The 25,440-nt window shown below is 56.9% G+C and carries 27 protein-coding genes; 5 read left to right on the top strand and 22 right to left on the bottom strand.

Translation table 11 applies throughout. The annotated features are described in order from the left end of the window. Positions 1-14 precede the first annotated feature (14 nt). The 13 genes from uvrC to orn form a co-directional block, all read right to left on the bottom strand. Positions 15-1,838 (bottom strand): excinuclease ABC subunit UvrC, encoded by a 1,824-nt coding sequence (gene uvrC / locus ACU6HM_RS02560; protein WP_250757239.1) that lies wholly within the window; start codon positions 1,836-1,838, stop codon positions 15-17. Then, positions 1,801-2,856 (bottom strand): beta-N-acetylhexosaminidase, encoded by a 1,056-nt coding sequence (gene nagZ / locus ACU6HM_RS02555; protein ID WP_254499022.1) that lies wholly within the window; start codon positions 2,854-2,856, stop codon positions 1,801-1,803. The genes uvrC and nagZ overlap by 38 nt, the downstream gene beginning before the upstream one ends. After that, positions 2,853-3,311 (bottom strand): holo-ACP synthase, encoded by a 459-nt coding sequence (acpS, locus tag ACU6HM_RS02550; RefSeq protein ID WP_060185274.1) that lies wholly within the window; start codon positions 3,309-3,311, stop codon positions 2,853-2,855. The genes nagZ and acpS overlap by 4 nt, the downstream gene beginning before the upstream one ends. A 131-nt stretch (positions 3,312-3,442) precedes the next feature. Continuing rightward, positions 3,443-4,756: a phenylacetate--CoA ligase PaaK gene (paaK, locus tag ACU6HM_RS02545; protein WP_009455971.1), complete on the bottom strand. Its 1,314-nt coding sequence runs from the start codon at positions 4,754-4,756 to the stop codon at positions 3,443-3,445. Positions 4,757-4,830: 74 nt separating this feature from the next. Further along, a complete protein-coding gene (paaI, locus tag ACU6HM_RS02540) occupies positions 4,831-5,292 on the bottom strand; it encodes a hydroxyphenylacetyl-CoA thioesterase PaaI (protein ID WP_009455979.1) in 462 nt (153 codons plus the stop codon). Further along, on the bottom strand, positions 5,292-6,083 hold the full coding sequence (paaG, locus tag ACU6HM_RS02535) for a 2-(1,2-epoxy-1,2-dihydrophenyl)acetyl-CoA isomerase PaaG (RefSeq protein WP_009455980.1): 792 nt from the start codon (positions 6,081-6,083) through the stop codon (positions 5,292-5,294). Before paaG ends, paaI begins: the two co-directional genes overlap by 1 nt. A gap of 14 nt (positions 6,084-6,097) precedes the next feature. Further along, positions 6,098-7,762: a phenylacetic acid degradation protein PaaN gene (gene paaN / locus ACU6HM_RS02530; RefSeq protein WP_022983271.1), complete on the bottom strand. Its 1,665-nt coding sequence runs from the start codon at positions 7,760-7,762 to the stop codon at positions 6,098-6,100. A gap of 83 nt (positions 7,763-7,845) precedes the next feature. Continuing rightward, positions 7,846-8,928, bottom strand: coding sequence for a 1,2-phenylacetyl-CoA epoxidase subunit PaaE (gene paaE / locus ACU6HM_RS02525; protein WP_009455981.1), 1,083 nt, complete (start codon positions 8,926-8,928; stop codon positions 7,846-7,848). 4 nt (positions 8,929-8,932) lie between these two features. Further along, entirely contained in the window at positions 8,933-9,433 is a 501-nt protein-coding gene (gene paaD, locus ACU6HM_RS02520) for a 1,2-phenylacetyl-CoA epoxidase subunit PaaD (RefSeq protein WP_060185316.1), read from the bottom strand. Positions 9,434-9,438: 5 nt separating this feature from the next. Then, positions 9,439-10,203 carry a 1,2-phenylacetyl-CoA epoxidase subunit PaaC gene (gene paaC / locus ACU6HM_RS02515; protein ID WP_035272706.1) on the bottom strand — a complete coding sequence of 255 codons (765 nt, stop codon included), beginning with the start codon at positions 10,201-10,203 and terminating at the stop codon, positions 9,439-9,441. Between the two features lie 8 nt (positions 10,204-10,211). Next, the gene (paaB, locus tag ACU6HM_RS02510) at positions 10,212-10,496 is read right to left on the bottom strand and encodes a 1,2-phenylacetyl-CoA epoxidase subunit PaaB (protein ID WP_003799192.1); all 285 of its coding nucleotides are present in this window, start codon (positions 10,494-10,496) and stop codon (positions 10,212-10,214) included. 94 nt (positions 10,497-10,590) lie between these two features. Further along, positions 10,591-11,583 carry a 1,2-phenylacetyl-CoA epoxidase subunit PaaA gene (gene paaA, locus ACU6HM_RS02505; RefSeq protein ID WP_009455984.1) on the bottom strand — a complete coding sequence of 331 codons (993 nt, stop codon included), beginning with the start codon at positions 11,581-11,583 and terminating at the stop codon, positions 10,591-10,593. A gap of 285 nt (positions 11,584-11,868) precedes the next feature. Continuing rightward, a complete protein-coding gene (orn, locus tag ACU6HM_RS02500; protein WP_009455985.1) occupies positions 11,869-12,414 on the bottom strand; it encodes an oligoribonuclease in 546 nt (181 codons plus the stop codon). Positions 12,415-12,457: 43 nt separating this feature from the next. Here orn and ACU6HM_RS02495 point away from each other — a divergent pair, with 43 nt between their 5' ends. Further along, positions 12,458-13,705, top strand: coding sequence for a M48 family metallopeptidase (locus ACU6HM_RS02495; RefSeq protein WP_035272704.1), 1,248 nt, complete (start codon positions 12,458-12,460; stop codon positions 13,703-13,705). After that, positions 13,702-14,601: a ribosome small subunit-dependent GTPase A gene (gene rsgA / locus ACU6HM_RS02490; protein WP_026482958.1), complete on the top strand. Its 900-nt coding sequence runs from the start codon at positions 13,702-13,704 to the stop codon at positions 14,599-14,601. The genes ACU6HM_RS02495 and rsgA overlap by 4 nt, the downstream gene beginning before the upstream one ends. Before the next feature lie 78 nt (positions 14,602-14,679). Here rsgA and ACU6HM_RS02485 read toward each other — a convergent pair whose 3' ends face one another. Then, a complete protein-coding gene (locus tag ACU6HM_RS02485; RefSeq protein ID WP_009455988.1) occupies positions 14,680-15,351 on the bottom strand; it encodes an NUDIX hydrolase in 672 nt (223 codons plus the stop codon). 153 nt (positions 15,352-15,504) lie between these two features. After that, a complete protein-coding gene (gene rplS, locus ACU6HM_RS02480) occupies positions 15,505-15,879 on the bottom strand; it encodes a 50S ribosomal protein L19 (protein WP_003799181.1) in 375 nt (124 codons plus the stop codon). A gap of 272 nt (positions 15,880-16,151) precedes the next feature. Here rplS and ACU6HM_RS02475 point away from each other — a divergent pair, with 272 nt between their 5' ends. Further along, a complete protein-coding gene (locus ACU6HM_RS02475) occupies positions 16,152-16,427 on the top strand; it encodes a biotin/lipoate A/B protein ligase (RefSeq protein ID WP_022983275.1) in 276 nt (91 codons plus the stop codon). Then, positions 16,424-17,194: a lipoate--protein ligase family protein gene (locus ACU6HM_RS02470; protein ID WP_035272697.1), complete on the top strand. Its 771-nt coding sequence runs from the start codon at positions 16,424-16,426 to the stop codon at positions 17,192-17,194. The genes ACU6HM_RS02475 and ACU6HM_RS02470 overlap by 4 nt, the downstream gene beginning before the upstream one ends. Before the next feature lie 31 nt (positions 17,195-17,225). Here ACU6HM_RS02470 and ACU6HM_RS02465 read toward each other — a convergent pair whose 3' ends face one another. From ACU6HM_RS02465 to ACU6HM_RS02440, 6 genes are all read right to left on the bottom strand, one after another. Next, positions 17,226-17,420: a hypothetical protein gene (locus tag ACU6HM_RS02465; protein ID WP_250755864.1), complete on the bottom strand. Its 195-nt coding sequence runs from the start codon at positions 17,418-17,420 to the stop codon at positions 17,226-17,228. 375 nt (positions 17,421-17,795) lie between these two features. Continuing rightward, positions 17,796-18,437: a peroxiredoxin gene (locus ACU6HM_RS02460; protein ID WP_009455994.1), complete on the bottom strand. Its 642-nt coding sequence runs from the start codon at positions 18,435-18,437 to the stop codon at positions 17,796-17,798. 186 nt (positions 18,438-18,623) lie between these two features. Continuing rightward, positions 18,624-20,441 (bottom strand): acyl-CoA dehydrogenase, encoded by a 1,818-nt coding sequence (locus tag ACU6HM_RS02455; RefSeq protein WP_022983277.1) that lies wholly within the window; start codon positions 20,439-20,441, stop codon positions 18,624-18,626. A gap of 108 nt (positions 20,442-20,549) precedes the next feature. Continuing rightward, positions 20,550-21,479 carry an electron transfer flavoprotein subunit alpha/FixB family protein gene (locus tag ACU6HM_RS02450; RefSeq protein ID WP_254499018.1) on the bottom strand — a complete coding sequence of 310 codons (930 nt, stop codon included), beginning with the start codon at positions 21,477-21,479 and terminating at the stop codon, positions 20,550-20,552. Continuing rightward, positions 21,480-22,229, bottom strand: a complete 750-nt coding sequence (locus ACU6HM_RS02445) for an electron transfer flavoprotein subunit beta/FixA family protein (protein ID WP_009456000.1) — start codon at positions 22,227-22,229, stop codon at positions 21,480-21,482. 85 nt (positions 22,230-22,314) lie between these two features. Then, positions 22,315-23,193 carry a histone deacetylase family protein gene (locus tag ACU6HM_RS02440; RefSeq protein WP_446763308.1) on the bottom strand — a complete coding sequence of 293 codons (879 nt, stop codon included), beginning with the start codon at positions 23,191-23,193 and terminating at the stop codon, positions 22,315-22,317. A 56-nt stretch (positions 23,194-23,249) separates the two neighbouring features. On the opposite strand from ACU6HM_RS02440, the gene mltB reads away from it, so the two are divergent. After that, complete coding sequence (gene mltB, locus ACU6HM_RS02435; RefSeq protein ID WP_254499017.1) at positions 23,250-24,443, top strand: lytic murein transglycosylase B; 1,194 nt, start codon at positions 23,250-23,252, stop codon at positions 24,441-24,443. Here the strand turns inward: mltB and cysM are convergent. Next, complete coding sequence (gene cysM, locus ACU6HM_RS02430) at positions 24,440-25,345, bottom strand: cysteine synthase CysM (protein ID WP_446763307.1); 906 nt, start codon at positions 25,343-25,345, stop codon at positions 24,440-24,442. The two genes, mltB and cysM, sit on opposite strands and share 4 nt — an antisense overlap. Positions 25,346-25,440: the final 95 nt, after the last annotated feature.

Raw genomic sequence — 25,440 nt, 5'->3', positions numbered from 1 at the left:
ACAAAGGCTCTAGCCTATCGTAAAGCATGATAAATGCGTTCGGCCAGTTCAGTGGATATTCCATCAACCGCACTAAGCTCATCAATACTTGCGTCCGCAACGCCACTAAAACCACCAAAGCGAGCCAGCAGACGCTGACGCCGTTTGGCGCCAATCCCGTCAATATCTTCCAGGCGTGACACATTGCGCGTTTTGGCACGTTGGGCACGCATGCCCGTAATGGCAAAACGGTGCGCTTCGTCACGCACCTGAGCGACCAGCATCAGTGCCGCCGACTCCACACCCAAAGCCACAGGCGGGCGATCATCGGCAAATACCAGGGTTTCCAGACCTACTTTACGCTTTTCACCCTTGGCAACGCCGACCAGGACGTGAATATCCAGGCCCAGTTCCACAAAAACCTGGCGGGCAATTTCCACCTGCCCCTTGCCACCGTCGATCAACACAATGTCGGGCAAAGGCGCCAAACCTTCGGCAACCCGCGAGAAACGTCGGTTCAGCACTTGGCGCATGGCCGCATAATCATCGCCGGGCGTGATGCCTGCAATGTTGTAGCGGCGATAAAGCGAGTTCTGCATCTCGTGGTGTTTATAAACCACACACGAGGCTTGGGTGGCCTCCCCTGCTGTATGGCTGATATCGAAACATTCGATGTGCAGGGTATCAAGCTGGGCCTCATCCAGGTCCAGTTGCAGTGCTTCGGCCAGGGCTCGGGTACGGTCAGCGCGAGCGGTGGATTCGCTCAGCACACGGGCCAAGGCCAGACCGGCATTCTTGGTGGCCTGCTCCAGCCAGATCTTGCGTACCCCTTGGGGGCGCACCACCACACGCGCCTTCACACCGGTTTGCTCGGCCAGCAATGGCATCAGGTCTGCATCGGGTAAAGCGTGCGAACAGACCAGAACCGGCGGCATGCGGCGCTCCAGATAGTGCTGGGCGATAAACGCGGCCAGCACATCGCTAGGGGTGTCATCGTTGATTTGGGTGGGGAAGAAAGCACGGTCACCCAAGTGACGGCCGCCACGCACCATGGCCAGGTTCACACAGAACTTACCACCGGCGTTCAGCACCACAATAATGTCTACGTCTTCCTTGCCTACCTGCTCCATGCTTTGCTGCTGCAGTACGGCGGACAGGGCTTTCATCTGGTCGCGCAAAATCGCTGCCTGCTCGAAATCCAGCGAGTCCGAAGCCTGCATCATGCGCTCTTGCAGCTCGCCCAGAATTTCAGAGGTATTCCCGTCCAGAAAGCTGATGGCGCGCTGCACATCCAGCTGATACTGCTCGGGCGCGATCAAGTTCACACAGGGGGCCGAACAGCGCCCGATCTGATGCAGCAAACAGGGACGGCTGCGGTTGGCGTACACGCTGTCTTCACAGGTCCGCAAACGAAACACCCGTTGCAGGATCTGAATGGTTTCACGCACTGCCCAGGAGTTGGGATAAGGGCCGAAAAAATGCCCTTTTCCGCTGGTACTGCCCCGGTAATAGGCAATACGCGGCGCCTGGTGGGCGCTGATCATCAGGTAGGGGTAGGACTTGTCGTCCCGGAAAAGAATGTTGTAGCGCGGCCGCAGGCGCTTGATAAGGTTGTTTTCCAGCAGCAAGGCCTCGGCCTCGCTGCGGGTAACGGTTACCTCGATGCGCGCGACGCGCGCCACCATATGGGCAATACGGGGACTGCTCAGCGTTTTCTGGAAGTACGAGCTGACACGGCGCTTGAGATCACGCGCCTTGCCCACATACAGTACCTCGCCCTGTTCGTCGATGTGCCGGTACACGCCCGGCAGATTCGGCAAATCAGACAGATAGGATTTTAGATTGAAGTCCGCGGGCATATTGATAGTGTTCATCCGCTTGCAAAGCGTCCCAATCCAGGGCTGGCGTCGTCGGCATCAAACGACGAATGCGGTTTTGCGATTCCTCGGAAATCGTGAAATCCAGGCGCGAGAGCAAGTCGTCGGCCAGATCAGGACGATTGCATACCAGCACCATGTCGCAACCGGCCCCCAAGGCGGCCTGAGCACGTGCCAGGATATCGCCCACGACAGTGGCGCCTTCCATGGTCAGGTCGTCGGAAAAAATCACGCCGTCATAAGCCAGGGCCTTGCGCAGCACACGCTGAATCCAGTATGACGAAAAGCCGGCTGGCAGCGGGTCCACTTTGGAATAAATCACGTGAGCAGGCATCACCGAAGGTAGCTGCAAGGTGCCCAGCCAGCCGTAAGGAGCAGCATCCTCGTCCAGAATCTCTTCCAGCGTACGATCGTCAACGGGAATCTCGTGATGCGAATCTGCCTCTACACCGCCATGGCCAGGAAAGTGCTTGCCGCAGGCAGCCATACCGGCCTTGTTCAAACCACGGATCAAGCCGGCTGCCAACATGGAGACGGCACGGGGATTACGGTGGAAAGAGCGATCACCAATCACCTTGCTGACACCCCAGTCCAGATCCAGTACCGGCGTAAAGCTCATGTCCACGCCGCAAGCGCGCAGCTCGGCCGCCAGCACATAGCCCGTATCGGCGGCAACAGCAGCGGCCTTGACCGCATCGCGCGTCCACAGTTGACCCAACTGGCTCATGGCGGGCAGCGTGGTAAAGCCATCCTCGCGGAAACGCTGTACCCGGCCCCCCTCATGGTCCACGGCGATCAGCAATGGCTCATCTCGCGCTTCGTGAATGGACTGGCACAGGGCGGTCAGCTGAGCACGATTTTCAAAGTTGCGGCTGAACAGGATCACGCCACCGACCAGAGGGTGGCGCAGGCGCTCACGCTCCTGATCCGTCAGGATCATGCCCTGCACGTCCACCATGACCGGGCCCGGAGGCAGCACTGCTTGCGAGGAAGAACTCATTTAGTATCAGACTCAGCTAAGGATAAGGAAGGAATGGCAGGCGCTTTGGCTTCCAGCACAACAAAGGCCATGGCCATATCGGATTCATCTGTCAGGGAAATATGAACGGCCCCGAAGCGGGCGTCAAACCAGTCTTGCAAATCAGCAGACAGGCGCACTACCGGGCGGCCACCAGGCGCGTTCAAGGTTTGCATGCGTGACCAGGCCATAGGCATGCGCATGCCCAGCCCCACCGCTTTGGAAAAAGCTTCCTTGGCTGCGAAACGGGTGGCCAGATAGCGCAGGCCGCGCACCGGGTCGCGTGCCTGACGGCGGGCATAGACCTCTCGCTCCTGCTCGCCCAGAATGCGCTTTACAAAGCGATCACCATGACGAGCCAAGGCGCGCTCGATCCGCTCGATACGGATCAGGTCGGTGCCGATGCCGGCAATCAAACCGGACGGTATTGGGGGCATGATGTCATCAGAAAAAATACTGCAAAAGCGGCCTGGGCCGCCCACCAGCTTGCAATGATACCGTGAGAGCGCGGAATACAAAAACGGCCCTGCCAGAGCAGAGCCGTTTTTTTGACGTCAACACGCCAGACTTAGAACGCGCGCTTGTCGATCACACGTTTGGCTTTGCCCGTCACAGTACGCTCGACCATGCCGGAGGACTGCACACGAATTCGTGCGCTGACACCGATAAAGGTCTTGATGGAGTGGCTCAGACGGCGGGCCATTTGCTCGCGCTCGGCGTCGTTCAGGTGATTGAACTCGGGACGCACTTCAACCAGAATTTCCAGTTCGTCCATATTGCCGTTACGGCTCAATACCAACTGATACTGGGCGGCCAGCTCGGGCATCTTCAGAACCAGTTCTTCGACCTGGGTCGGGAACAGGTTCACGCCACGCACAATGACCATATCGTCGCTGCGGCCCGTAATCTTGCCAATACGGCGCATGCTGCGCGAAGTGGGCGGCAACAGTTGTGTCAGGTCGCGAGTGCGGTAGCGAATGACGGGCATGGCTTCCTTGCTCAGCGAGGTAAAGACCAGTTCACCACTTTCACCCTCAGCCACAGGCTCGCCGGTTTCAGGGTTGATGATTTCGGGGTAGAAATGGTCTTCCCATACCACTGGGCCGTCCTTGCTTTCCACACACTCCATGGCCACGCCCGGGCCCATCACTTCGGACAGACCGTAGATGTCCACGGCGTCAATGCCAGCGCGCTGCTCAATATCCAGACGCATCTGGCCGGTCCAGGGCTCGGCACCAAAAATACCGATACGCAAGGAGGTATCGCGGGGGTCCATGCCCTGGCGCTCGATCTCTTCGACGATATTGCAGAAGTACGAAGGGGTAACCAGAATCACGTCGGGACGGAAATCCTGAATCAGCTGAACTTGTTTTTCAGTCTGACCACCGGACATGGGAACCACGGTACAACCCAGACGCTCGGCACCGTAGTGCGCACCCAGACCGCCAGTGAACAGGCCGTAGCCGTAAGCCACGTGGGCAATATCACCGGGGCGGGCACCGGCCGCCCACATGGAACGGGCAAACAGATCGGCCCAGGTGGAGATGTCATTGGCGGTGTAGCCCACCACGGTTGGCTTGCCCGTGGTGCCACTGGAAGCGTGCACGCGTGCCACCTGTTCACGGGGAACCGCAAACATCTTGAAGGGGTAGTTGTCACGCAGGTCCTGCTTGGTCGTGAAAGGGAACTTGGAAATGTCCGACAACTGCTTCAAATCGTCGGGGTGCACGCCCGCTTCGTCAAATTTCTGCCGATAGTGCGGCACATTCTCGTAAGCATGCTTTAGCGTCCATTTCAGACGCTCCAGCTGCAAGTTGCGGATTTCGTCAACACTTGCATGCTCAATGGCATCGCGGCCAACCTGTTCTTTAATTGCTGTCATGGTGTACTCCTGCCCTGCCGCTGGTGTGGTACTTCCGACCCCCCCGGGTCTACAGGGTATGTATCGTCAAAAAATTATTTTTTTTCAATCCCGCCCAGTACCGTGCCATTCAGCCGGTACGAGCGCCCACGGAACAAGGCAACGCGCTTGTTGTTCTGGTTGACCACCTCGATGTCATACACCCCGGTGCGACCGGCCAGGGAGGCCTCGACCGCACGAGCGGTCAGGACGTCCCCTTCAAAGGCAGGAGCCAGGTAATCGATAGTGCAGCCGGACGCAACAGTCGGTGCATTGCGAGAATTGCAGGCAAACGCAAAGGTGCTGTCAGCCAACGCAAAAATGAAACCACCGTGACAGGTCTTGTGCCCGTTGAGCATGTCGGCGCGCACCGTCATGCTCATGTCGGCCTTGCCCGGTGCCACGCTATCCAGGCTCAGGCCCAAAGCCTGAGATGCCTGGTCATTGCCATACATATGGTCACTGACCTGCTCGGCCAGTGCTTGTGGGTCTTCAACAGCCATTGCGTTGCTTTGCATTACTTTCCTTTAAATTGGGGGGCACGCTTGCCCAGGAATGCATTAACACCCTCGCGGTAATCCTCGGATGCACCCAGTTCACGCATCAAGTCGCGCTCCAGATCCAACTGTTGATCAAGCGAATGGGCATCACTGGCATAAATCGCTTTCTTGGCGTAAGCCAGACCTTTGGTCGGTGCCTGCGCAAAATGGGCAGCCAGTTCGTTCAGGCGAGCCTGGAAAGCGTCATCGTCCACGCATTCCCAGATCAGGCCCCACTGCGCTGCCTGCTCGGCCGAGAGCTTGTCACCCAGCAAAGACAGGCCCATCGCGCGTGCCGTGCCCACCAGACGAGGCAGGAAGAAGGTACCGCCAGTGTCAGGCAGCAAGCCCAGGCGGCAGAATGGCTGGATGAAGCTGGCCGAACGAGTGGCGATCACGATGTCGCCGGCCAGAGCCAGGTTCGCGCCAGCACCGGCGGCCACACCATTGACACCCACCACCACAGGGGCCGCCAGCGCACGCAGACGGCGCACCAGCGGTGCGTAGAATTTTTCAATGGTGGCACCCAGATCCACGGGGGCATCGCCCGCGCTCATCTGACGCTCGGACAGGTCCTGGCCGGCGCAAAAGCCACGGCCATTACCGGTCAGAATCAGCACACGCAGATCCGCGCACTGTTCTACTTTATCCAGAGCCTGAGCCAGCTCGCCGTGCATATCGGCCGTGAAGCTGTTGAGCTTGTCGGGACGATTCAAGGTAATGCGTGCTACGCCATTTTCCAGCTGAAATTGAATACTTTGGTCAGTCACCTGGCCACCCTCCTTTAGAAATGCCAGCGAGTCTGAACGACACGGAAGCGGTTAGCAACATAGGCCGAATCCGACAGGGATGCGTTGGCAGCCGGGTTGGCGCCAGTGCCGTGGAAGTCGCTATAGGCTGCGGTCTGGTTGATGAACACAGCGCCGGTCAGGTTCAGGGACAGGGATACGCCGGAACGCTCGGCCATGCGCTGAATCTTGGCGGTCACGGCATCATCGGTGCTGTAAGCCGACAAGGTCAGTGCGCCGTGCTCGATCACGTTGCGACCTGCCACTTCAATGCTTTGCTCGGTCGAATCGGTTTGCACCACAAAAACGATGGGGCCGAACCATTCTTGTTGAATCTCGGGCTGATCCACACGGGCCTGCAAGACCAACGGTGTACGTACGCGGGCACCGGGGAATGCGGGGTGTTCCAGCGTCTGGCTGTCAGCCAGGATAGGCATGCCCAATTGGCGAGCCTGATCAATACGCTGTGCGCAGGCTTCGTTTTGCACGGCACCCGTAATTTCAACGGCACGGGCCGGATCGGACACCAGCTTTTGCACTGCCTGGGCCAGACCTTGAGCCACTTCGTCAAAGCTCATCACGCCATCGGCAGTACGGATACCGTCACGAGGCACGTAAATGTTTTGAGGGGCGGTACACATCTGGCCGGAGTACAGCGCAAAGGAGAACGCCAGGTTGCGGGCAACCGCCTTGAAATCCTCAACCGAATCAATGATGACCTGGTTCACACCGGCTTTTTCGGTGTAGACCAAGGCGTGGCGAGCATTTTCTTCCAACCAGTTACCGTTCTGGCTGCTGCCGGTAAAGTCGATCAGCTTGACGGCCTTGTTCAGTGCCAGTTGCTGGGCGGTGTCTTCCGATGGCTCGTGAGCGGCCAGCAAGACCACATTAGGATTGAAGCCGGCTTCGGCCAGCACTTCGCGGGCGACAGCAACGGTAATGGCCAGAGGCAGAATCGCGCCAGGGTGCGGCTTCACAATTACGGTGTTACCGGTTGCCAGCGAGGCAAACAGACCGGGGTAACCGTTCCAGGTCGGGAAGGTGGAGCAACCAATCACCAGACCAATGCCACGGGGCACGACTTTGAACTGTTTCTTCATCTGGATGGGATCGTGCTTGCCCTGGGGCTTGATCCAGTCAACCAGACCGGGGATACGGGACATTTCCTGCCAGGCGTAGGCCACGGCTTCCAGCGCACGCTCCTGGGCGTGGGGGCCACCGGCCTGGAAGGCCATCATGAAGCCCTGACCCGTGGTGTGCTGCACAGCGTGAGCGATCTCGAAGCTGCGCTGATTCAAGCGATGCAGGATTTCCAAGCAAATGCCAACCCAGGCTTGCGGGCCAGCATCGCGCCAGCTGTCCAGCGCCAGTTGCGACTGAGCCAGCAATTGGTCCACCGGCACTTTGGGGTAGCTAATGCCCAGATCAAAACCAAAAGGCGATTGCTCGTTGCCGACTTCACCTTGTGCGCCTTCCAGCGTCAAGGGAAAGGCTTTGCCACGGTAGGCTTCAAAAGCAGCCTGACCATCCTGAGCCGCGGTTTCACCGTAGGCGCGCGGGCTGGGATTTTCAGGATAAGCGCTCCAGAAGTTGCGCTCCAGAATACTGCTCAAAGCCTGATCCAGCGTTGCCTGATGCGTCTTGAAAAAATCTGCTGCCATACAATGTGCTCCTGAAACTAGTAGGACGCCAAGCTGGGAAGCTGGCGTCCAGATTCTTGAAAAACCGCTATGTTGCTGCGGTCTTAGGTTTCCTGATCGAAGTCAATCACCACCCGGTCGGTAACCGGAAAGCTTTGGCAACTGAGCACGAAACCGCGGGCTACTTCGTAATCTTCCAATGCAAAGTTGGCGTCCATGTCCACTTCGCCCTCTACCACTTTGCAACGGCAGGTAGAACAAACCCCACCTTTACAGGAGTAAGGCAATTCCAGCCCTTGCTCCAGTGCCGCATCCAAAATGCTGCTGTTGCTTTTGCTGATAGTCAGGTTGCGGGTAATGCCGTCCTGAATCACGGTCAGCTCGCACTCTTCCTTGCCCGGAGCCTTGCGCGACTCTTCGCCCGTACGTAGTGCTCGTGGGCCTTTGGGAGCGCCGAACAGCTCGAACTTGATCTGGGATTTTTCCAGGCCGTTTTCCTGCAAGGCAGCAACCACCTGCTCGCTCATGTCCTGGGGGCCACACACAAAGGCCACGTCCACACTGGCCGGATCGAACCATTGCTGCATCAGTTGGCGCACTTTCTCGCCATCTAGACGACCATTGAACAGGTCGATATCCTGCGTTTCCCGGCTCATGATATACACGATGGAGAAACGTTCCATATAGGTGTTTTTCAGGTCCTCGATCTCTTCGCGGAACATGATGGCCGAGGAAGCACGGTTACCGAAAAACAGCGTGAAAGTGGACTTGGGCTCGGTATCCAGCGCGGTTTTTACCAGCGACAGAATCGGTGTAATGCCACTACCGACCGCAAAGGCGGCGTAACGGTGAGCCTGGCTGGGATCAAAGTCCACGGTGAAGTTGCCATCAGGCGGCATCACTTCCAGGGTGGCGCCCGCTTCCAGATGACTATTGGCCCAAGTGGAGAAAGCGCCATCATTCACACGCTTGATCGCCACGCGCAGCAACCGATCGTGCGGAGCCGCACAGATCGAGTAGGAGCGGCGCAATTCCTGGCCATCCAGGTGAGTGCGCAAGGTCAGGTACTGACCGGGACGAAACTGAAACACATCCTGCAAATCCTCGGGCACGGTAAAGGCCACCACCACGGCGTCGCGGGTGCTGCGGGAGACCGAGGCCACAGGAAGAGAATAAAACTGACTCATAGGACTAATGCGCCTTAAAGTAATCGAATGGTTCACCGCAACTGATGCAGCGATACAGCGCCTTGCAGGGTGTGGAGCCAAACTGGCTGATCACCCGGGTATGCGTGGAGCTGCATTGAGGACAAGCCACCACGGGCGCCTCGGGCTGACGCAGCAAACCAGAAATATCAACCGCACTTTGAGCCGGAGGAGCGATACCGTAATCGCGCAAGGCCAACTTGCCCTGCTCGCTCATCCAATCGGTCGTCCAGGCCGGTGACAACTTGGTATCCACCCGAACCTGCTCGATACCGGCCTGTTGCAAGGCCTGTTCAATCGAGTGGCTCATCTCGTACATCGCCGGACAACCGGAGTAGGTCGGTGTGATGGTGACCACACACACGTCCTGCTCCCAACTCACGTCACGCACAATGCCCAGGTCCAGCAGGGAGATCACGGGGATCTCCGGGTCTGGAACCGTGGCCAGCACTTGCATGACCTGCTCGGTGCTCCAGGTCTGTGTCATGGCGATCACCAAGTGGCGTCAGGATACATACGTGGCAGGTGCTGCATTTCTGCCAACAGAAACCCTAACGCTTCCGTGTGACGGCCTTGGGGACCACCACGGTAGGCCTTGTGCTGAGCATCCTGCTCGGCCGGGCAACGCAAGGTGGCGCGCTCCAGCGCATTCTGGATGTACTCCAGGCAAGGCTGCCACAGGCTGGCCATCAACGGCACAGCCTGACGCTGAGCCAGTTCCTCGGTGACCTCGTCATCCAGGAACAGCTCACCCAGGTAGAACCAGGCATCATCAATGGCTTTTTGCATGCGCTTGTGGCTTTCCGGGGTGCCATCACCCAGGCGCACGATCAAGTCGGTCGAGCGGCGCAGGTGATACAGCACTTCCTTATGCGCCTTCTGGGCAATCTCGCGAATCTGCTCGTCGCTGGATTCGATCAACTGCTCCAGCAGGAAGCAATGCCAGGCATCAAACAGGAACTGACGTGCCAGCGTGTCGCCGTAGTGACCATTCTCGCGCTCCACCAACAAGTAGTTGGTGTACTCGTGGACGTCTCGGTGATAGGCCAGACGATCTTCATCCCGGCCCTGACCTTCGGTCTCACCTGCCAGTGTCAGCCACATACGGGCCTGACCCAGCAAGTCCAGTGCCGTATTGGCACAGGCCAGTTCTTCTTCCAGAGCCGGGCCGTGGCCAGTCCACTCACCCAGGCGCTGAGCCAGCACCAGGGTGGAATCGCCCATGCGCAGGGCGTAGGAAAACAAAGCTTTGTCCATACCAGTTCCTACATATTGATGCCGTCAGGCATGGGGAAAAACGTAGGGTGACGGTAGACCTTGGTGTTGGATGGCTCGAACAGCGGGCCTTTGTCACCAGGGCTGGAAGCAGCGATATCGGCTGCACGTACGACCCAGATGCTCACGCCTTCGTTACGGCGGGTGTACACATCACGGGCATTGTTGATGGCCATTTCGGCGTCCGGAGCATGCAGGCTGCCTACGTGCTTGTGGGCCAAGCCATGCTGGCTGCGAATGAAAACTTCCCACAGGGGCCAATCGTTCTTGCTCATAACTGAAAATTCCTTGCTGTGCAGCGGCGCTGTCAAAGCGCCTGCTGCGAATCGGATCGAATCAGAAACCGTGCTGGTTTCCTAGCCTTCTTGATCAGGCCACCTTGCGGACGGCTTCCTGCTTTTGGGCATGTGCATCCAGTGCATCACGGAACCAGGCGCCGTTCTCGTGGGCCTGGACTCGGGCTTCGAGTCGCTCACGATTACAGGGACCATTGCCCTTGATCACCGCCCAGAATTCTTCCCAGTCGATCTCGCCAAAGTCGTAGTGACCGCGCTCTTCGTTCCAGCGCAGATCAGGGTCAGGAATGGTCAGACCCAGGTACTCGGCCTGAGGCACGGTCTGGTCCACCATCTTCTGGCGCAGTTCGTCGTTGGAGAACAGCTTGATCTTCCACTGCATGGACTGGGCGCTGTTGGTGGAGTCCGCATCCGAAGGACCGAACATCATCAAGGCAGGCCACCACCAGCGGTTGATGGAATCCTGAACCATGGCCTTTTGCTCCGGCGTACCGTGCAGGCACATCTGAATCAGCAAGTCGTAACCCTGGCGCTGGTGGAAGGACTCTTCCTTGCACACGCGCACCATGGCACGGGCATAAGGACCGTAGGAGCAGCGGCACAGCGGAATCTGGTTGATGATGGCCGAGCCATCGACCAGCCAGCCGATCATGCCGATATCGGCCCAGTTCAATGTTGGGTAGTTAAAAATACTGGAGTACTTGGCTTTGCCCGACAGCAGATCGTCGACCAGCTTGTCACGGCTTACGCCCAGCGTTTCGGCCGCGCTGTACAGGTACAGACCGTGACCGGCCTCGTCCTGCACCTTGGCCATCAAGATGGCTTTGCGCTTGAGCGAAGGGGCGCGAGTAATCCAGTTACCTTCGGGCAGCATCCCGACAACCTCGGAGTGCGCGTGCTGAGAAATCTGGCGAACCAAGGTTTTGCGATAGGCTTCGGGCATCCAGTCCCTGGCTTCGATGCGGACACCCTCATCGATGCGCTCTTGGAACCGACGCTCTTCGTCGGACATCTGCTCGATATCCTGGACCTGCTTGACGCCTGTCTCTACAAGTTGTGCATACATGACCATCCCCGGTAAGAGTGCAGAAAGCGCCCAAACAAATTTGTTTCGACGCAAACCATATACACTTCATTATTTAATACGAAAAATGTGATGTCAATCGTAAAACCGTATCATATGACCTTGAAGCAGATACTTTAAGGGTAAATACTTAGACGTAAAAAAACCGAGGTGCGACAAATCGCTATCTCGGTTTTGATCCTGCCAATGTGTCCCCGCCTACAGCTGCAGCGCGCTCACGAACCGTGCTGGGACCCGCACACCTTCCGCCCTGCCTGCCCTTCCCGTTTACAGACGGATGAAGTGCTCGCGGTAGTGTTTCAGCTCGTCAATGGACTCGTAAATATCGGCCAAGGCCTCGTGGCGGCTTTGCTTGACGAAACTTTTAACCACTTCAGGCTTCCAACGCAAGGCCAGTTCTTTCAGAGTGCTGACATCCAGATTGCGATAGTGGAAGAAAGCCTCCAGACGAGGCATGTAGCGGTACATGAAACGACGGTCCTGGCTGATGGTGTTGCCACACAGGGGCGACTTGCCAGCCGGTACGTGCTCTTTCAGGAATTCCAGCAACTGATCCTCGGCTTGCGCTTCGGTCAGGGTAGAAGCTTTGACCTTGTCGATCAGGCCGCTACGGCCATGCGTACCCTTGTTCCAGGCGTCCATGCCATCGAGCAATGCATTGCTTTGATGAACCACCAGAACCGGGCCTTCCGCCACCAGAGTCAAGTCTGCTTCTGTTACCACGACCGCAACTTCGATGATGCGCTCTTTGTCCGGATCCAGTCCTGTCATCTCCATATCGAGCCAGACCAGACGCTGTGTATGAACCGCCATATAATCATTCCTCAAAACGCCCATTTTACATATAGCCGCCTACATGCTGACTTTGTTGTTCATTATCTTTCTGCTTGCAGACGTTTTGCTGCGCTTTTATTTAGGCCTGCGGCAGATCCGGCACGTTTATCGTCATCAGAACGAGGTGCCGGCCGAATTTTCCGAACGCATTGGCCTGCATAGCCATCAACGTGCGGCACGCTACACCATCGCACGCACCCGGCTGGGTTTAAGCGAGCGTCTGGTAGAGGCCCTGGTCTTGCTGGGCTTTACGCTGCTGGGCGGTCTGCAATGGCTGGATGTCACGCTGGGCAACTGGATCAGTCATGAACTGCTGCGTCAGCTAACCCTGATTGGCACGGTCCTGGCGATTATGGGTGTCGTGGGCCTGCCTTTTGCCTGGTATCGCAAGTTTGTACTGGAAGCGCGCTTTGGTTTTAACCGCATGAAGCCTGCCCTGTTCTTTGCCGATACCGCAAAAACTCTGATCATCGTCCTGATTCTGGGTACACCCTTGTGTGCCGCCCTGCTCAGCCTGATGGATTGGGCCGGCCCGTCCTGGCCCTGGTACGGCTGGGGTCTGTGGCTGGTTTTCAATCTGCTGGTGCTGTGGCTGTACCCGCGCGTTATCGCCCCTATTTTCAATACCTTCAAACCACTGGAAGATGCCAGCCTGCGTGAACGCATCAATGCCCTGGCGCAACGTTGCGGCTTTCAAACCAACGGCTTGTATGTGATGGATGGCTCGCGCCGCTCCGCCCATGGCAATGCGTACTTCACCGGCCTGGGTCGCCAAAAGCGCATCGTGTTTTTTGATACCTTGCTGAACAAGCTGCAGCCCGAAGAAGTAGAAGCCGTGCTGGCGCATGAGCTGGGCCACTTCAAGCATCGCCATATCCAGCGCCGTCTGCTGATCAGCGTATTCACATCCCTGATCTTTTTTCTGCTGGCCGGCTGGGCCTGGGGCAAGGTGGGCTTTTATACCGGGCTGGGCGTGATTCCCCAGTTAGGTCGCCCCAACGACGCCCTGGCCCTGATCCTGTTCTTTATGGTGGTGCCTACCTTCACCTTCTGGATGGGCCCCTTGAGCGCCCTGCTCTCGCGCCGGGACGAATATCAGGCCGACAGCTTTGCCGCCCAGCACAGCCAGGCCCAGGACTTGATCAGCGCCTTGCTCAAGCTCTATAACGACAATGCCGCAACCTTGACGCCCGACCCTATGCACTCTGCCTTTTACGATAGCCACCCCAACGCGATTGATCGCATTCGACACCTGAAAAGCCTGGCATGACATCTAAATACCTTAGCGGTCTGGTGACCGCCGCCCATGGTCGTCACTACTTTGTCGAACTGCCTGATGGCGAAACGATCAAGTGCTTCCCTCGTGGAAAAAAAGCCGGGATTGCGGTTGGCGATCAAGTCGATGTGTTGATGCAGGCCAAAGGGGAAGGCTCTATTGAGGCGGTGCAAGAAAGGCGCAATCTGCTATATCGCTCTGACGACTTCCGCACCAAGCAGTTTGCCGCCAATATTGATCAGCTTCTGATTGTGGTGGCACCAGAACCCGTTTACTCCGAAGACTTGCTGGGACGCGCCCTGGTCGCGGCCTGGAGTGTGGATATTGAGCCGGTGATTATTCTGAACAAGGCCGATCTGAGCACCCACCTGGAGCGCGCACGCGCCAAGCTGGCCCCTATCGCCGCCCTGGGCGTCCCTATTCTGGAAATGGTGGCGCTGGAACCAGAACAGACACGGGAAGCGCTGGCCCCCTGGCTGGCGAACAAACGTACCTTGCTGCTGGGGCAAAGCGGCATGGGTAAATCCACCCTGCTCAATGCCCTGGTCCCGGATGCCGGCGCGCTGACCCAGGAATACTCGCAAGCCTTGGGGGCGGGCCGACACACAACCACCAGCACCCGCCTGTATCACCTGCCTAATAGCGGCGACCTGATCGACAGCCCCGGCTTCCAGGCCTTTGGCCTGTCGCATATGACACAGGAAGATATTGCGCACGGCTTCCCCGATTTCCGAAAAGCGGTGGAGTCTTGCCGCTTTTATAACTGCACCCACAGGCATGAACCGGGCTGTGGCGTGCTGGCGGCCATCGAAGCCGGCAGCATTCACCCTGAACGGCACGCGCTATACCAGCGTTTGCTGGCCGAGCACGAAAACAAGCCACGTTATTAGGGGAACAAGGGGCAAAGCAAAATGCCCCTTTTTTGTGAAGGCGGAATACGCTGCAAAGCGCCCGCCTGTCAGACCTGATTACAGGCTTTTGGCGTGAGTGTCTCCACCGGCAGACAACTGCACCCAGGCAGCCGACAAGTGGTGGTAAAGATTACGGATCAAGACCGCCGTGGCACCCCAGATAAAGTACGGCCCCCAAGGGATGGAGAAGTAGTAACGCCCTGCCCCGTCCGGCAAATCGGCGTGATGCAATTGATGACGCTGCGGGTCCAGCAGGACCGACAAGGGCACTTCAAAGACCTCGGCCACTTCAGAGCTATCGGGCAACACCTGAAAACCCTCTTGCAGCTCGCCAATAATGGGGCGCATCGCAAACTGGGTACTGGTGACAAAAATAGGATGCTGACCCAGATAACGCACAAAGCGCGGCTCGATGCCGATCTCTTCCTGGGTTTCACGCAAGGCGGCTTCGACCGGCCCCAGATCCGAGGCTTCAATACGTCCGCCGGGAAAACTGATCTGCCCTGCATGATTGTGCAAGTGCATGGCCCGACGCGTAAAAATAACGGTGGGCCCTTCGGGGCGCTGCATCACACCAATACAGACGGCGGAGCGCACATTCATGGAACCGGGCAAAAACTCTGGATAAAAGGAGCTGCGAAACAAAGGCTCGACCTGCCACTGTATGGGCTGGGCAAAAGCGCTACGTAGAAAATCCAGTTGCTGGGCCTGAGCAGGCAATTCAGGCAAAGAGTCTAATGCAACCAGAGGCTGGCTGCGAGGGTCGAATCCAGGAACGATAACGGGCCTGATACGAGGCTTATCCATAAGAACTGGTATGTGATCCCACATAAAAACAAAGGCACCCGCCTGGGTGCCTTTGCATCGCTGTTCGCTTGGGAATTAGTTACCCGAACGACGAACGAGTTTTTCTTTGATGCGAGCGGCTTTACCCGAGCGATCGCGCAGATAGTACAGTTTAGCACGACGCACAGCGCCACGACGCTTGACTTCGATGCTGGCGATCTGAGGGGAATACAGCTGGAATGTACGCTCAACAGCTTCGCCCGAAGAAATCTTGCGAACGATGAAAGAAGAGTTCAGACCACGATTGCGACGGCCGATAACCACGCCTTCGTAAGCCTGGACACGCTTACGCGTACCTTCAACCACGTTTACGTTCACAACAACAGTGTCACCAGGACCGAACTCGGGAGGCAGCTTGCCACCGGTCAGGCGCTGGATTTCTTCTTGCTCAAGAATAGCGATCAAATCCACGATTGACTCCAAAACCATCGTATCAGCCGCACACATTATAAAAATCGCGCTGACAGAGGATGAAAAAATGATTAGCCCATGATTCTATCAGCAAAAAGCCTGAATTACCAAGCTTTTTGACTGATCGGGGCTTCGTTTCCCGGCGTTTAACTACGCTAAAATACGACACTTTGGGCACGATGCCCCCGTATTAAACGCAGCAAAGGCGGAAATTTACTCGATTCGCCCTCCCCTTGGCAAAAAGGGGCCGACCTTATCAAAGGACACAGTCTATGCATGCTGAATACAAAGTCCCTGGCGGCAAGCTGGTCGTGATCGATCTGGATGTCAAAGATCATATGATCGAACAAGCACGATTGAGCGGCGACTTTTTTCTGGAACCTCCCGAAGCACTGGGCCTGATCAATCAAGCCCTGCAGGGCCTGTCCGTCAACAGCAGTGCTGAAGAAATTGCGGCTCATGTTAGCCGCGCCCTGCCTGCCGACATCGAAATGTTCGGTCTGGACCCGCAGGCCATTGGCGTGGTCGTGCGGAGGGCCTTGGCATGATGAGCTGGAACGAGTTGCCCTGGGAACTGGTCCATATGGAGCCGCAACCCGCTGCCCTGCATATGGCCCTGGATGAAATCATCACCCAGGAAGTCAGTGAAGGCACCCGCGCCCCCACCCTGCGCATCTGGGAGTGGCAAGAAGCGGCAGTGGTGATTGGGCGTTTCCAGTCCCTGCGCAATGAAATTGAAGCCGAGGCAGCTGCCCGTCACGGTATACGCGTCGTGCGCCGTATCAGTGGCGGTGGTGCCATGTTCATCGAGCCAGGCAACACCATAACGTATTCGCTTAGCGTACCCAAGCAGTTTGTAGCCGGCATGACGTTTCAGGAGTCCTACGAGTTTCTGGATTCCTGGGTGATCGAAGCCCTACGGGAAATTGGTATTGATGCCTGGTACCAACCGCTGAACGACATTACCAGTGCTGGTGGAAAAATTGGCGGCGCCGCACAAGCACGCCGTGGCAATGCTGTATTGCACCATGTGACCATGGCCTACGATATTGATGCTGACAAGATGCTGGAAGTCCTGCGCATCGGTAAGGAAAAACTCTCGGACAAAGGCACCACCAGCGCCAAGAAACGCGTGGACCCTATCCGCAGTCAAACCGGCATGAGCCGCGAGGCTGTGATTGAAGCCATGCTGGACGTGTTCCGCAAAAAGACGGCACTTCAACCCCGCACACTGGAAACACCCACACTGGAGCAGGCCGAAAAACTGGCACGGGACCGTTTCCTGTCAAACGACTGGACACAACTGGTGCCCTGATCGCCCCTTGGAACAGCACAAGGGCGTGGCCTTAAAACCCGCCCATGCTGCCCAACCACAACAAGCCAGGAATACTGGCACCCCACACGGCAACCAAACACACATCCATGACCTTGGCCTTGAAAGACAGAGGCTTGGTGAACGGACTGGACGAGGCTGCGGAACGGACTGGGCCACGGAAACGAGGAGTGGCTTGAGGACGGTAATGACGGCTTGGACTGGGCATGGCTAACTCCGATTACTGTTTTCTTATACAGTACTGTACTTAAAACCAGCTTTTAGTGCAATTAGTACCTGCGCGAATGTTGCGCCTTGTCCACTGATGCGCTGAACCCCAGTCCTGAAGCCAGCTGCAGTCAATTTCTTACCAGGCTTGGCTTGCCTGCCCTCTCCCCTCCGCAGCTGGAAAACTGTGATTACCCCGTGGTTTTATACAGTAGTTCTATGCCGTAATTGTGATCCCCAGAAACCCTTGAAAAAACACCAGGACATGCGCTGAGCCCAAGCGAGAGCTGCCTACCTGGAAAGGCTGTACCCATAAAAAAGCCCTCGTGCCATAAGCAGGAGGGCTTTTTGTCTGAGCCTAAAGACCAAGTGGCAATTACTTGTTAGGCTGAGGCGTCACACGCAGGTAAGGACGGATCTCGGTGTAGCCTTTGGGGAATTTCTGCTTCAGAACTTCCGGATCTTTCAGGCTGGGAACGATGATCACGTCGTCGCCGTCTTCCCAGTTCACTGGCGTGGCCACGCTGTGGCTGTCGGTCAGTTGCAGGGAATCGATCACGCGCAGGATCTCGTTGAAGTTGCGGCCCGTGCTGGCTGGGTAAGTGATGATCAGACGCACTTTCTTGGCCGGGTCGATGATGAACACCGAACGCACAGTCACGGTGGTGCTGGCGTTGGGGTGAATCATATCGTACAGATCCGACACCTTGCGGTCAGCATCAGCCAGGATGGGGAAGTTAACGGTGGTTTTTTGTGTTTCGTTGATGTCATCAATCCACTTGCCGTGGGAATCAACGTCGTCAACGGAAACGGCAATCACTTTCACGCCGCGCTTGGCGAACTCGTCCGCCAGTTTGGCGGTGTAACCCAGTTCGGTGGTGCACACAGGCGTAAAGTCGGCTGGGTGGGAGAACAGAACGCCCCAGCTATTACCCAAGAACTCGTGAAACTTGATGGTGCCAGCGGAGGATTTTTGTTCAAAATCAGGGGCCAGGTCACCCAGACGAAGTGTAGCCATTACGTTCCTCTTTTCGAAATGCAGCCGCGATCAGGAGATCACCGACTTAAATAATCAGGACTAGTCAGATGATTTTGTCAGTATAAAGAGCACGTTTCAAATAATTAAACGTTATATCAATATACCCAAAAAAGGCCCGGCAGCCAAAGAAGCGGCGCGGGCCTTTATGCCTTGGGGCTGATCGAGTTACAGCAGCTCAGTCGACAGGTAAGGAGTCAGCTCCACACCATCCGCTACGGACTGTGCCAAGGCACCGGCACGTGGCAGCAAGTGGCTAGCAAAGAACACGCTGGTCGAGAGCTTGCGGCGCAGGAATGGATCCTGGCTGCCTTCGCTCAATGCTTTCTCCGCAGCCAAAGCGGCACGGGCCATCTGCCAGCCAGTCAGCACATAGCCGGACAGCATCAAGAATGGCACGCTGCCCAGGAACACGGCAGGCAGGTCTTTCTGAGCGTTCATCAAGGTGAACATGGCAGCGCGTTCCACGCTCTTCACTCCGGCTTCCAGACGATCGGCGATCAAGGTCAACGCCGCTTTGTGATCACCGCCTTGAGCCGCACGCTCACGCAGCTTGGCAACAGTTGCACCCAACTCGGGAGCCAAGCCCTGGATCACAGCACCGGCGTCACGCAGAACCTTGCGACCGATGAAGTCATTGGCCTGAATCGCGGTTGTCCCCTCGTAGATAGGCAGAATGCGCGAGTCACGGTAATGCTGGGCCGCACCAGTTTCCTCGATAAAGCCCATACCACCGTGCACCTGCACGCCCAGGGAAGTCACTTCCAGGGACATTTCAGTGCTGAAACCCTTGACCACAGGCACCAGGAATTCGTACAGAGCCTGGTAGCGCTTGCGGGCATTTTCGTCGGCACTGTGACGCGCCTTGTCGTTCACACCGGCAGCAAAGTAAGCCAAGGCACGGGAGCCTTCTGTCAGGGCACGCATTTGCACCAACATGCGCTGCACGTCGGGGTGATGGGCAATCGACACAGCCTTGCCGCCAGTCAGAGGCGCACCCTGTACACGCTCGTTGGCGTATTCAAGAGCCTGCTGGAATGCACGTTCGGCCACGGCGATACCTTGCACGCCCACCGCGTAACGGGCCGCGTTCATCATGATGAACATGTACTTCAGGCCTTCGTTTTCCTTGCCGACCAGGTAGCCGACGGCACCCTCGCCCACCTCACCCTTGCCTGAGCCGTACAGCAGCACAGCGGTTGGGCTACCGTGGATGCCCAGCTTGTGCTCCAGCGAAGCACACCAGACGTCGTTACGGGCGCCCAGGGAGCCATCGTCGTTCACCATGAACTTGGGCACGATGAAAAGCGAGATCCCTTTCACACCGGCAGGTGCATCAGGCGTACGGGCCAGCACCAGATGGACGATGTTCTCGGCCATATCGTGCTCACCGTAGGTGATGAAAATCTTTTGACCGCTGATGCGGTAGCTGCCATCATCCTGAGGAACAGCACGGCTGGCAACCTGGGCCAGATCCGAACCGGCCTGAGGCTCGGTCAAGTTCATGGTGCCGGTCCAGCGGCCTTCCAGCAAGGGAGGCAGGAAACGTTGTTTCTGTTCTTCCGAGCCAACCATGGACACGGCTTCGATCACGCCGTCGGTCAGCAACGGACACAGGGAAAAAGCCAGGTTGGCAGCATTGATATTTTCACATGCCACGGCGCCGATCAGCTTGGGCAAGCCTTGGCCACCCAGTTCGGCTTCGTGCTGCAGACCCTGCCAGCCAGCTTTTGCAAATTCTTCAAAGGCTTTCTTGAAGCCGGGTGTGGTGGTGACCACACCATCATTCCACTTGGCGCCATTCTGATCACCGGCGCGGTTCAAAGGTGCTACTTCCTGCTCAACGAAGCGGGCGTTCTCATCAATAATGGCATCGATCAACTCGGCCGAGAAATCCTCAAAGCCAGGCAATTCCAGCACACCAGGTAGATCAGCCAGCTCTGTAAGTGCAAAGCGGATGTCTTGGGTGGGTACACGATACGTCATGAACACTCCTACACAGAAACAAAAAGGACCGAAGCCACAATCAGGCCCCTAGGATATACGCACTGAAAAAAAGCCTGCTGGAGAAGTCCCCAGCAGGCCGATGGGCGCTTAGAGCGCTTTTTCTAACTCAGGCACAGCTTCAAACAGATCCGCGACCAAACCGTAGTCGGCCACGCCAAAAATAGGCGCTTCGGGATCTTTGTTGATCGCCACGATAACCTTGGAGTCTTTCATGCCAGCCAAGTGCTGGATGGCACCGGAAATACCCACGGCCACGTATAGCTGAGGAGCCACGATCTTGCCTGTCTGACCCACCTGCCAGTCGTTCGGAGCATAGCCGGCGTCCACTGCAGCGCGCGAAGCACCCAGTGCCGCGCCCAGCTTGTCAGCCAGACCGTCCAGCAATTTGAAGTTTTCGGCGCTGCCCATACCGCGACCACCGGACACGACCACACCGGCACCCGCCAGCTCAGGACGGTCGCTCTTGGCCACTTCACGGCTGACGAACGTAGAACGGCCCGAATCAGCCACGGCGCTCAGCTCTTCAACAGCGGCACTACCACCTTCAGCGGCCACAGCGTCAAAGGCGGTGGTACGCACGGTGATCACTTTAACGGCATCGCTGGACTGAACGGTCGCCACAGCATTACCGGCATAAATAGGACGGGTGAAGGTATCCGCCGACTCCACGGACAAAATGTCCGACACTTGGGCAACATCCAGCTTGGCCGCAACGCGAGGGGCAATGTTCTTGCCCGAAGCGGTTGCCGGGAACAGGATGTGGCTGTAACTGGAGGCGATGGCCAGCACTTGGGCAGCCACGTTCTCGGCCAGGCCTTCAGCCAATGCAGGGCCATCGGCCAACAGGACCTTGCTGACACCCTGAGCCTTGGCAGCCGCCTGGGCCACGCCAGCAGCCTGGTTGCCTGCGACCAGAACATGCACATCACCGCCGATCTTCTGAGCGGCAGCCAGGGCGTTGAGCGTTGCAGCCTTCAGCTGCTGATTGTCGTGCTCGGCAATAACAAGGATAGCCATTTAAATCACCTTCGCTTCGTTCTTCAGTTTCTCGACCAGTGTGGCAACATCGGGCACCATAATGCCGGCAGCACGAGCTGGAGGCTCAGTCACTTTCAGAGTTTTGATACGAGGAGCCACATCAATGCCCAGCTCTTCGGGAGTCAGGGTTTCCAAAGGCTTTTTCTTGGCCTTCATGATGTTGGGCAGTGTCACGTAACGAGGCTCGTTCAGGCGCAGGTCGGTGGTGATCACAGCGGGCAGGCTCAGTTTCAGTGTTTCCAGACCTCCGTCCACTTCACGAGTGACCGACACGCTGTCGCCCGAAACTTCAACTTTGCTGGCAAAAGTGGCTTGTGGCCAGTCCAGCAAGGCAGCCAGCATCTGGCCGGTTTGGTTGGCGTCATCGTCGATCGCCTGTTTGCCCAGAATCACGAGCTGAGGCTGTTCTTTGTCCACCACGGCCTTGATCAGCTTGGCCACGGCCAAAGGCTGCAACTCAGCATCGGTTTGCACCAGGGTGGCCCGATCCGCACCAATGGCCAAAGCCGTGCGCAGCGTCTCCTGGCTTTGTGCAACGCCGCAAGAAAGAGCGATCACTTCAGTGGCTGCACCGCTTTCTTTGAGGCGAGTGGCCTCTTCGACAGCGATTTCGTCAAAGGGGTTCATGGACATTTTCACATTGGCAATGTCCACCCCGGTTTGGTCAGATTTCACGCGCACCTTGACGTTATAGTCAACTACGCGTTTCACGGGTACTAACACCTTCATGTAATGTTCTCCAGTGCAGTCTTAAATAAAAATTATTCTGTTGAAATAAGGCTTTAGAAGAATTCCAAAGCCCGAAGCCACTCGCCTAAAGCCCGGCGAAGGCCTTGATGTGAGCCACCACGCTGCGCCCCAGGGACGAGGGATCGTACCCCCCTTCCAGCATACTGACCAGACGTTGTCCGGCACTAGGCGCACTGGCCTGGACCACCATAGCGGTCAATTCCGCATAATCGGCCTCAACCAAGCTGAGCTGTCCCATTTCATCTTCACGGTGGGCATCAAAGCCGGCCGAGAAAAAGACAATTTCAGGGGCAAACGCCTCTATGCGGGGCAAACAAACCTGCTTGAACAGATCGATAATCAGAGCAGACTTGGTGTAGGCCTCAACCGGTATATTTACCATGTTTTGCGCCGCCGGGTCCTGAAAGGAATCAGGAAAAAACGGGGACTGAAAGAAACTGCACATCAGAACCCGCTCGTCGCCGGCAAAAATCTGCTCGGTTCCATTGCCGTGGTGCACATCAAAATCCACGATCAGCACACGCTTGAGGCCATATTTTTCCATCGCATAGGCCACGGCCACAGCGATATTGTTAAAAAAACAAAACCCCATCGCCCGCGCCCGCTCGGCATGATGACCGGGAGGTCGTACCGCACAAAATGCGCCCGTCGCCCCTTCGTTCATGACGCCATCGACTGCATCCAGGCCCGCTCCGGCAGCGGCATAGGCAGCTTCCAGAGTGTGCGGATTCATCAAGGTGTCCGGATCGATATTGAAATACCCCTGCTGCGGCAATTGCTCTTTGAGCTTTTGCACATAAGCGGCATCGTGTACCCGCAAGATATCCTCATCCGTCGCCAGCCTTGCCTGTCGCTGAACCAGATAGGATGCCAGACCGCTTGATAGCAGTTGATCGTTTATGGCATCCAGTCGCTGCGGACTTTCCGGATGCCATCGGCCCATCTCATGCAAATGGCATGATGGATGGATAAAATATAGTGTCTCCATGAGGATGGATTATGTTCAGACCCACTCGAATTTTGCAAGCAGTACTGATCGCGCTGAGCACTGCCGGCTGCGCCACAACCACTTCCCAAGCTCCGTCCACGGACACCAAACCCAGCAGCGGCGCGGCCCTCCAGACCTCGGTAAAAAAAACCGGCACCGTCGCAATCAAGGCTTTGGCCGAACCCGAGTCCATTCAGGCCGGTGAATCTCGCTCTGGTCGGACACAATTTTTTAAATTAAACGGTGAATTAAACGATGACATTGCGAGCTACGCCCAGGAAGTGGCGACAGTACGCAAGATCCCGCTGGATGTCGTCACCGACATGTTGCAGCAAGCTCAATATAACGAGACCGCCGCTAAATTAATGCGCCCCACCAAAGGGCGCATCAAGCGCAGTTGGGTAACGTATAAAAAACGCAATGTAGACCCGGCCCGCATTCAAGGTGGCGTCCAGTTCTGGCAAAAACATCGCCTGGCCTTGGACCAGATTTCCAAAGACTATGGTGTACCGCCCTCTATTATTGTGGCCATCCTGGGCGTGGAAACCGTCTACGGCAAAATCATGGGCGACTTCAAGGTGCTGGATGCCTTGTTTACGCTGGGCTTTGCCTATCCGGATGACAGCCGTCCCGAGCGTGGTCAGTTGTTCCGTGATCAATTAGCTGACCTGATCGAATTGCATTATCAAGGCGAGCTGGACGCACGTATTGTTCAAGGCTCGTTCGCAGGCGCTATGGGTATGTCCCAGTTCATGCCCGGCAGCTTGATACGCTATGCCGTCGACGGCGATGGAGATGGCCGTATTGATCTGCGCAATAACCCAGCCGATGCCATGGCGTCGATTGCCAACTTCTTGCGTGCACACGGCTGGGAACCCGGCCTGCCGGTTTTCGCTCCGGTCGAATTGAGCAACGCAAGTAAAGCGATGGTGGACGGCGGCATTTATCCCAAACTTAATTGGGCACAATTGAATAATGCCGGTGCGACGGTGAAAGGTCAGAGCCAGAACGCAGGCCCCTGGCAGCAGGCTCAATTAGGTGTAGTGAACCTGGTGGACGAGCCACGCAATACTACCGAGTATCGCCTGGGCACGCCCAACTTCTTTGCCATTACCCATTACAACCGCAGTTACTTTTATGCCAGCTCGGTCGCCGATCTGGCTTCCGAACTGGCCAAACAAATGGGCTACGGCAACCCTAATTAATTAAAGATGCCGGTAGACAGGTAACGGTCGCCACGGTCGCACACAATGAACACGATCGTGGCGTTTTCTACGCGCTGAGCAACGCGCATGGCAGCCACCAGAGCACCGCCGGATGAAATACCGGCACAGATCCCCTCTTCAGCGGCCATACGGCGCGTCATGATCTCGGCCTCTTGCTGGCCAATTTCCTCGAACATATCCACTTTGGAGGGATCGTAAATTTTGGGCAGATACTCTTCTGGCCATTTACGAATGCCGGCAATTTGCGCCCCTGGTGCAGGCTGAGCCCCCACCACCACTATGCCGCTATTCTGGCTACGCAAGTAATTACCCACCCCCATGATGGTGCCGGTCGTGCCCATGGCGCTGACAAAGTGAGTAACCTGACCAGCGGTTTGCTGCCAGATTTCCGGGCCGGTGCTATGCACGTGCGCCGCTGGATTATCCTTGTTGGCAAACTGATCCAGCACCTTGCCCTGCCCTTCGGCCTGCATCTTCAGCGCCAAATCACGGGCGTATTCCATACCGCCTTGATCCGCAGGCGTCAGAATCAACTTCGCTCCGTAAGCCGTCATGGAAGCACGACGTTCCAGCGACAGGTTATCGGGCATGATCAAAATCATTTTGTAGCCACGCACGGCCGCAATCATGGCCAGTGCAATACCAGTATTGCCACTGGTGGCCTCGATCAAGGTGTCTCCCGGCTTGATATCACCGCGGCGCTCGGCCTCCTGAATCATAGAACTGGCAGCACGGTCTTTCACCGAACCGGCAGGGTTATTGCCTTCCAGCTTGGCCAACAAGACATTACCGCGTGCCTGCCCAAACTCGCCTGGAATACGCTGCAAGCGAACCAAGGGGGTTTGGCCAACGGTATCTTCAATGGTGGGATAGTTTTTCATCGATCAATCTCTTACCTTGAGCAAGAAGGCAGCCAGCTCGCACTGACTGCCCATGCAGACTAAACAAACTACTAGCTTAAAGCGAGTCTACGCCC

It is taken from the genome of Alcaligenes sp. RM2 (genome assembly GCF_052931795.1).
Note: the sequence above shows the minus strand (reverse complement) of the source record. Positions and strands in the feature narration are given on the sequence as shown.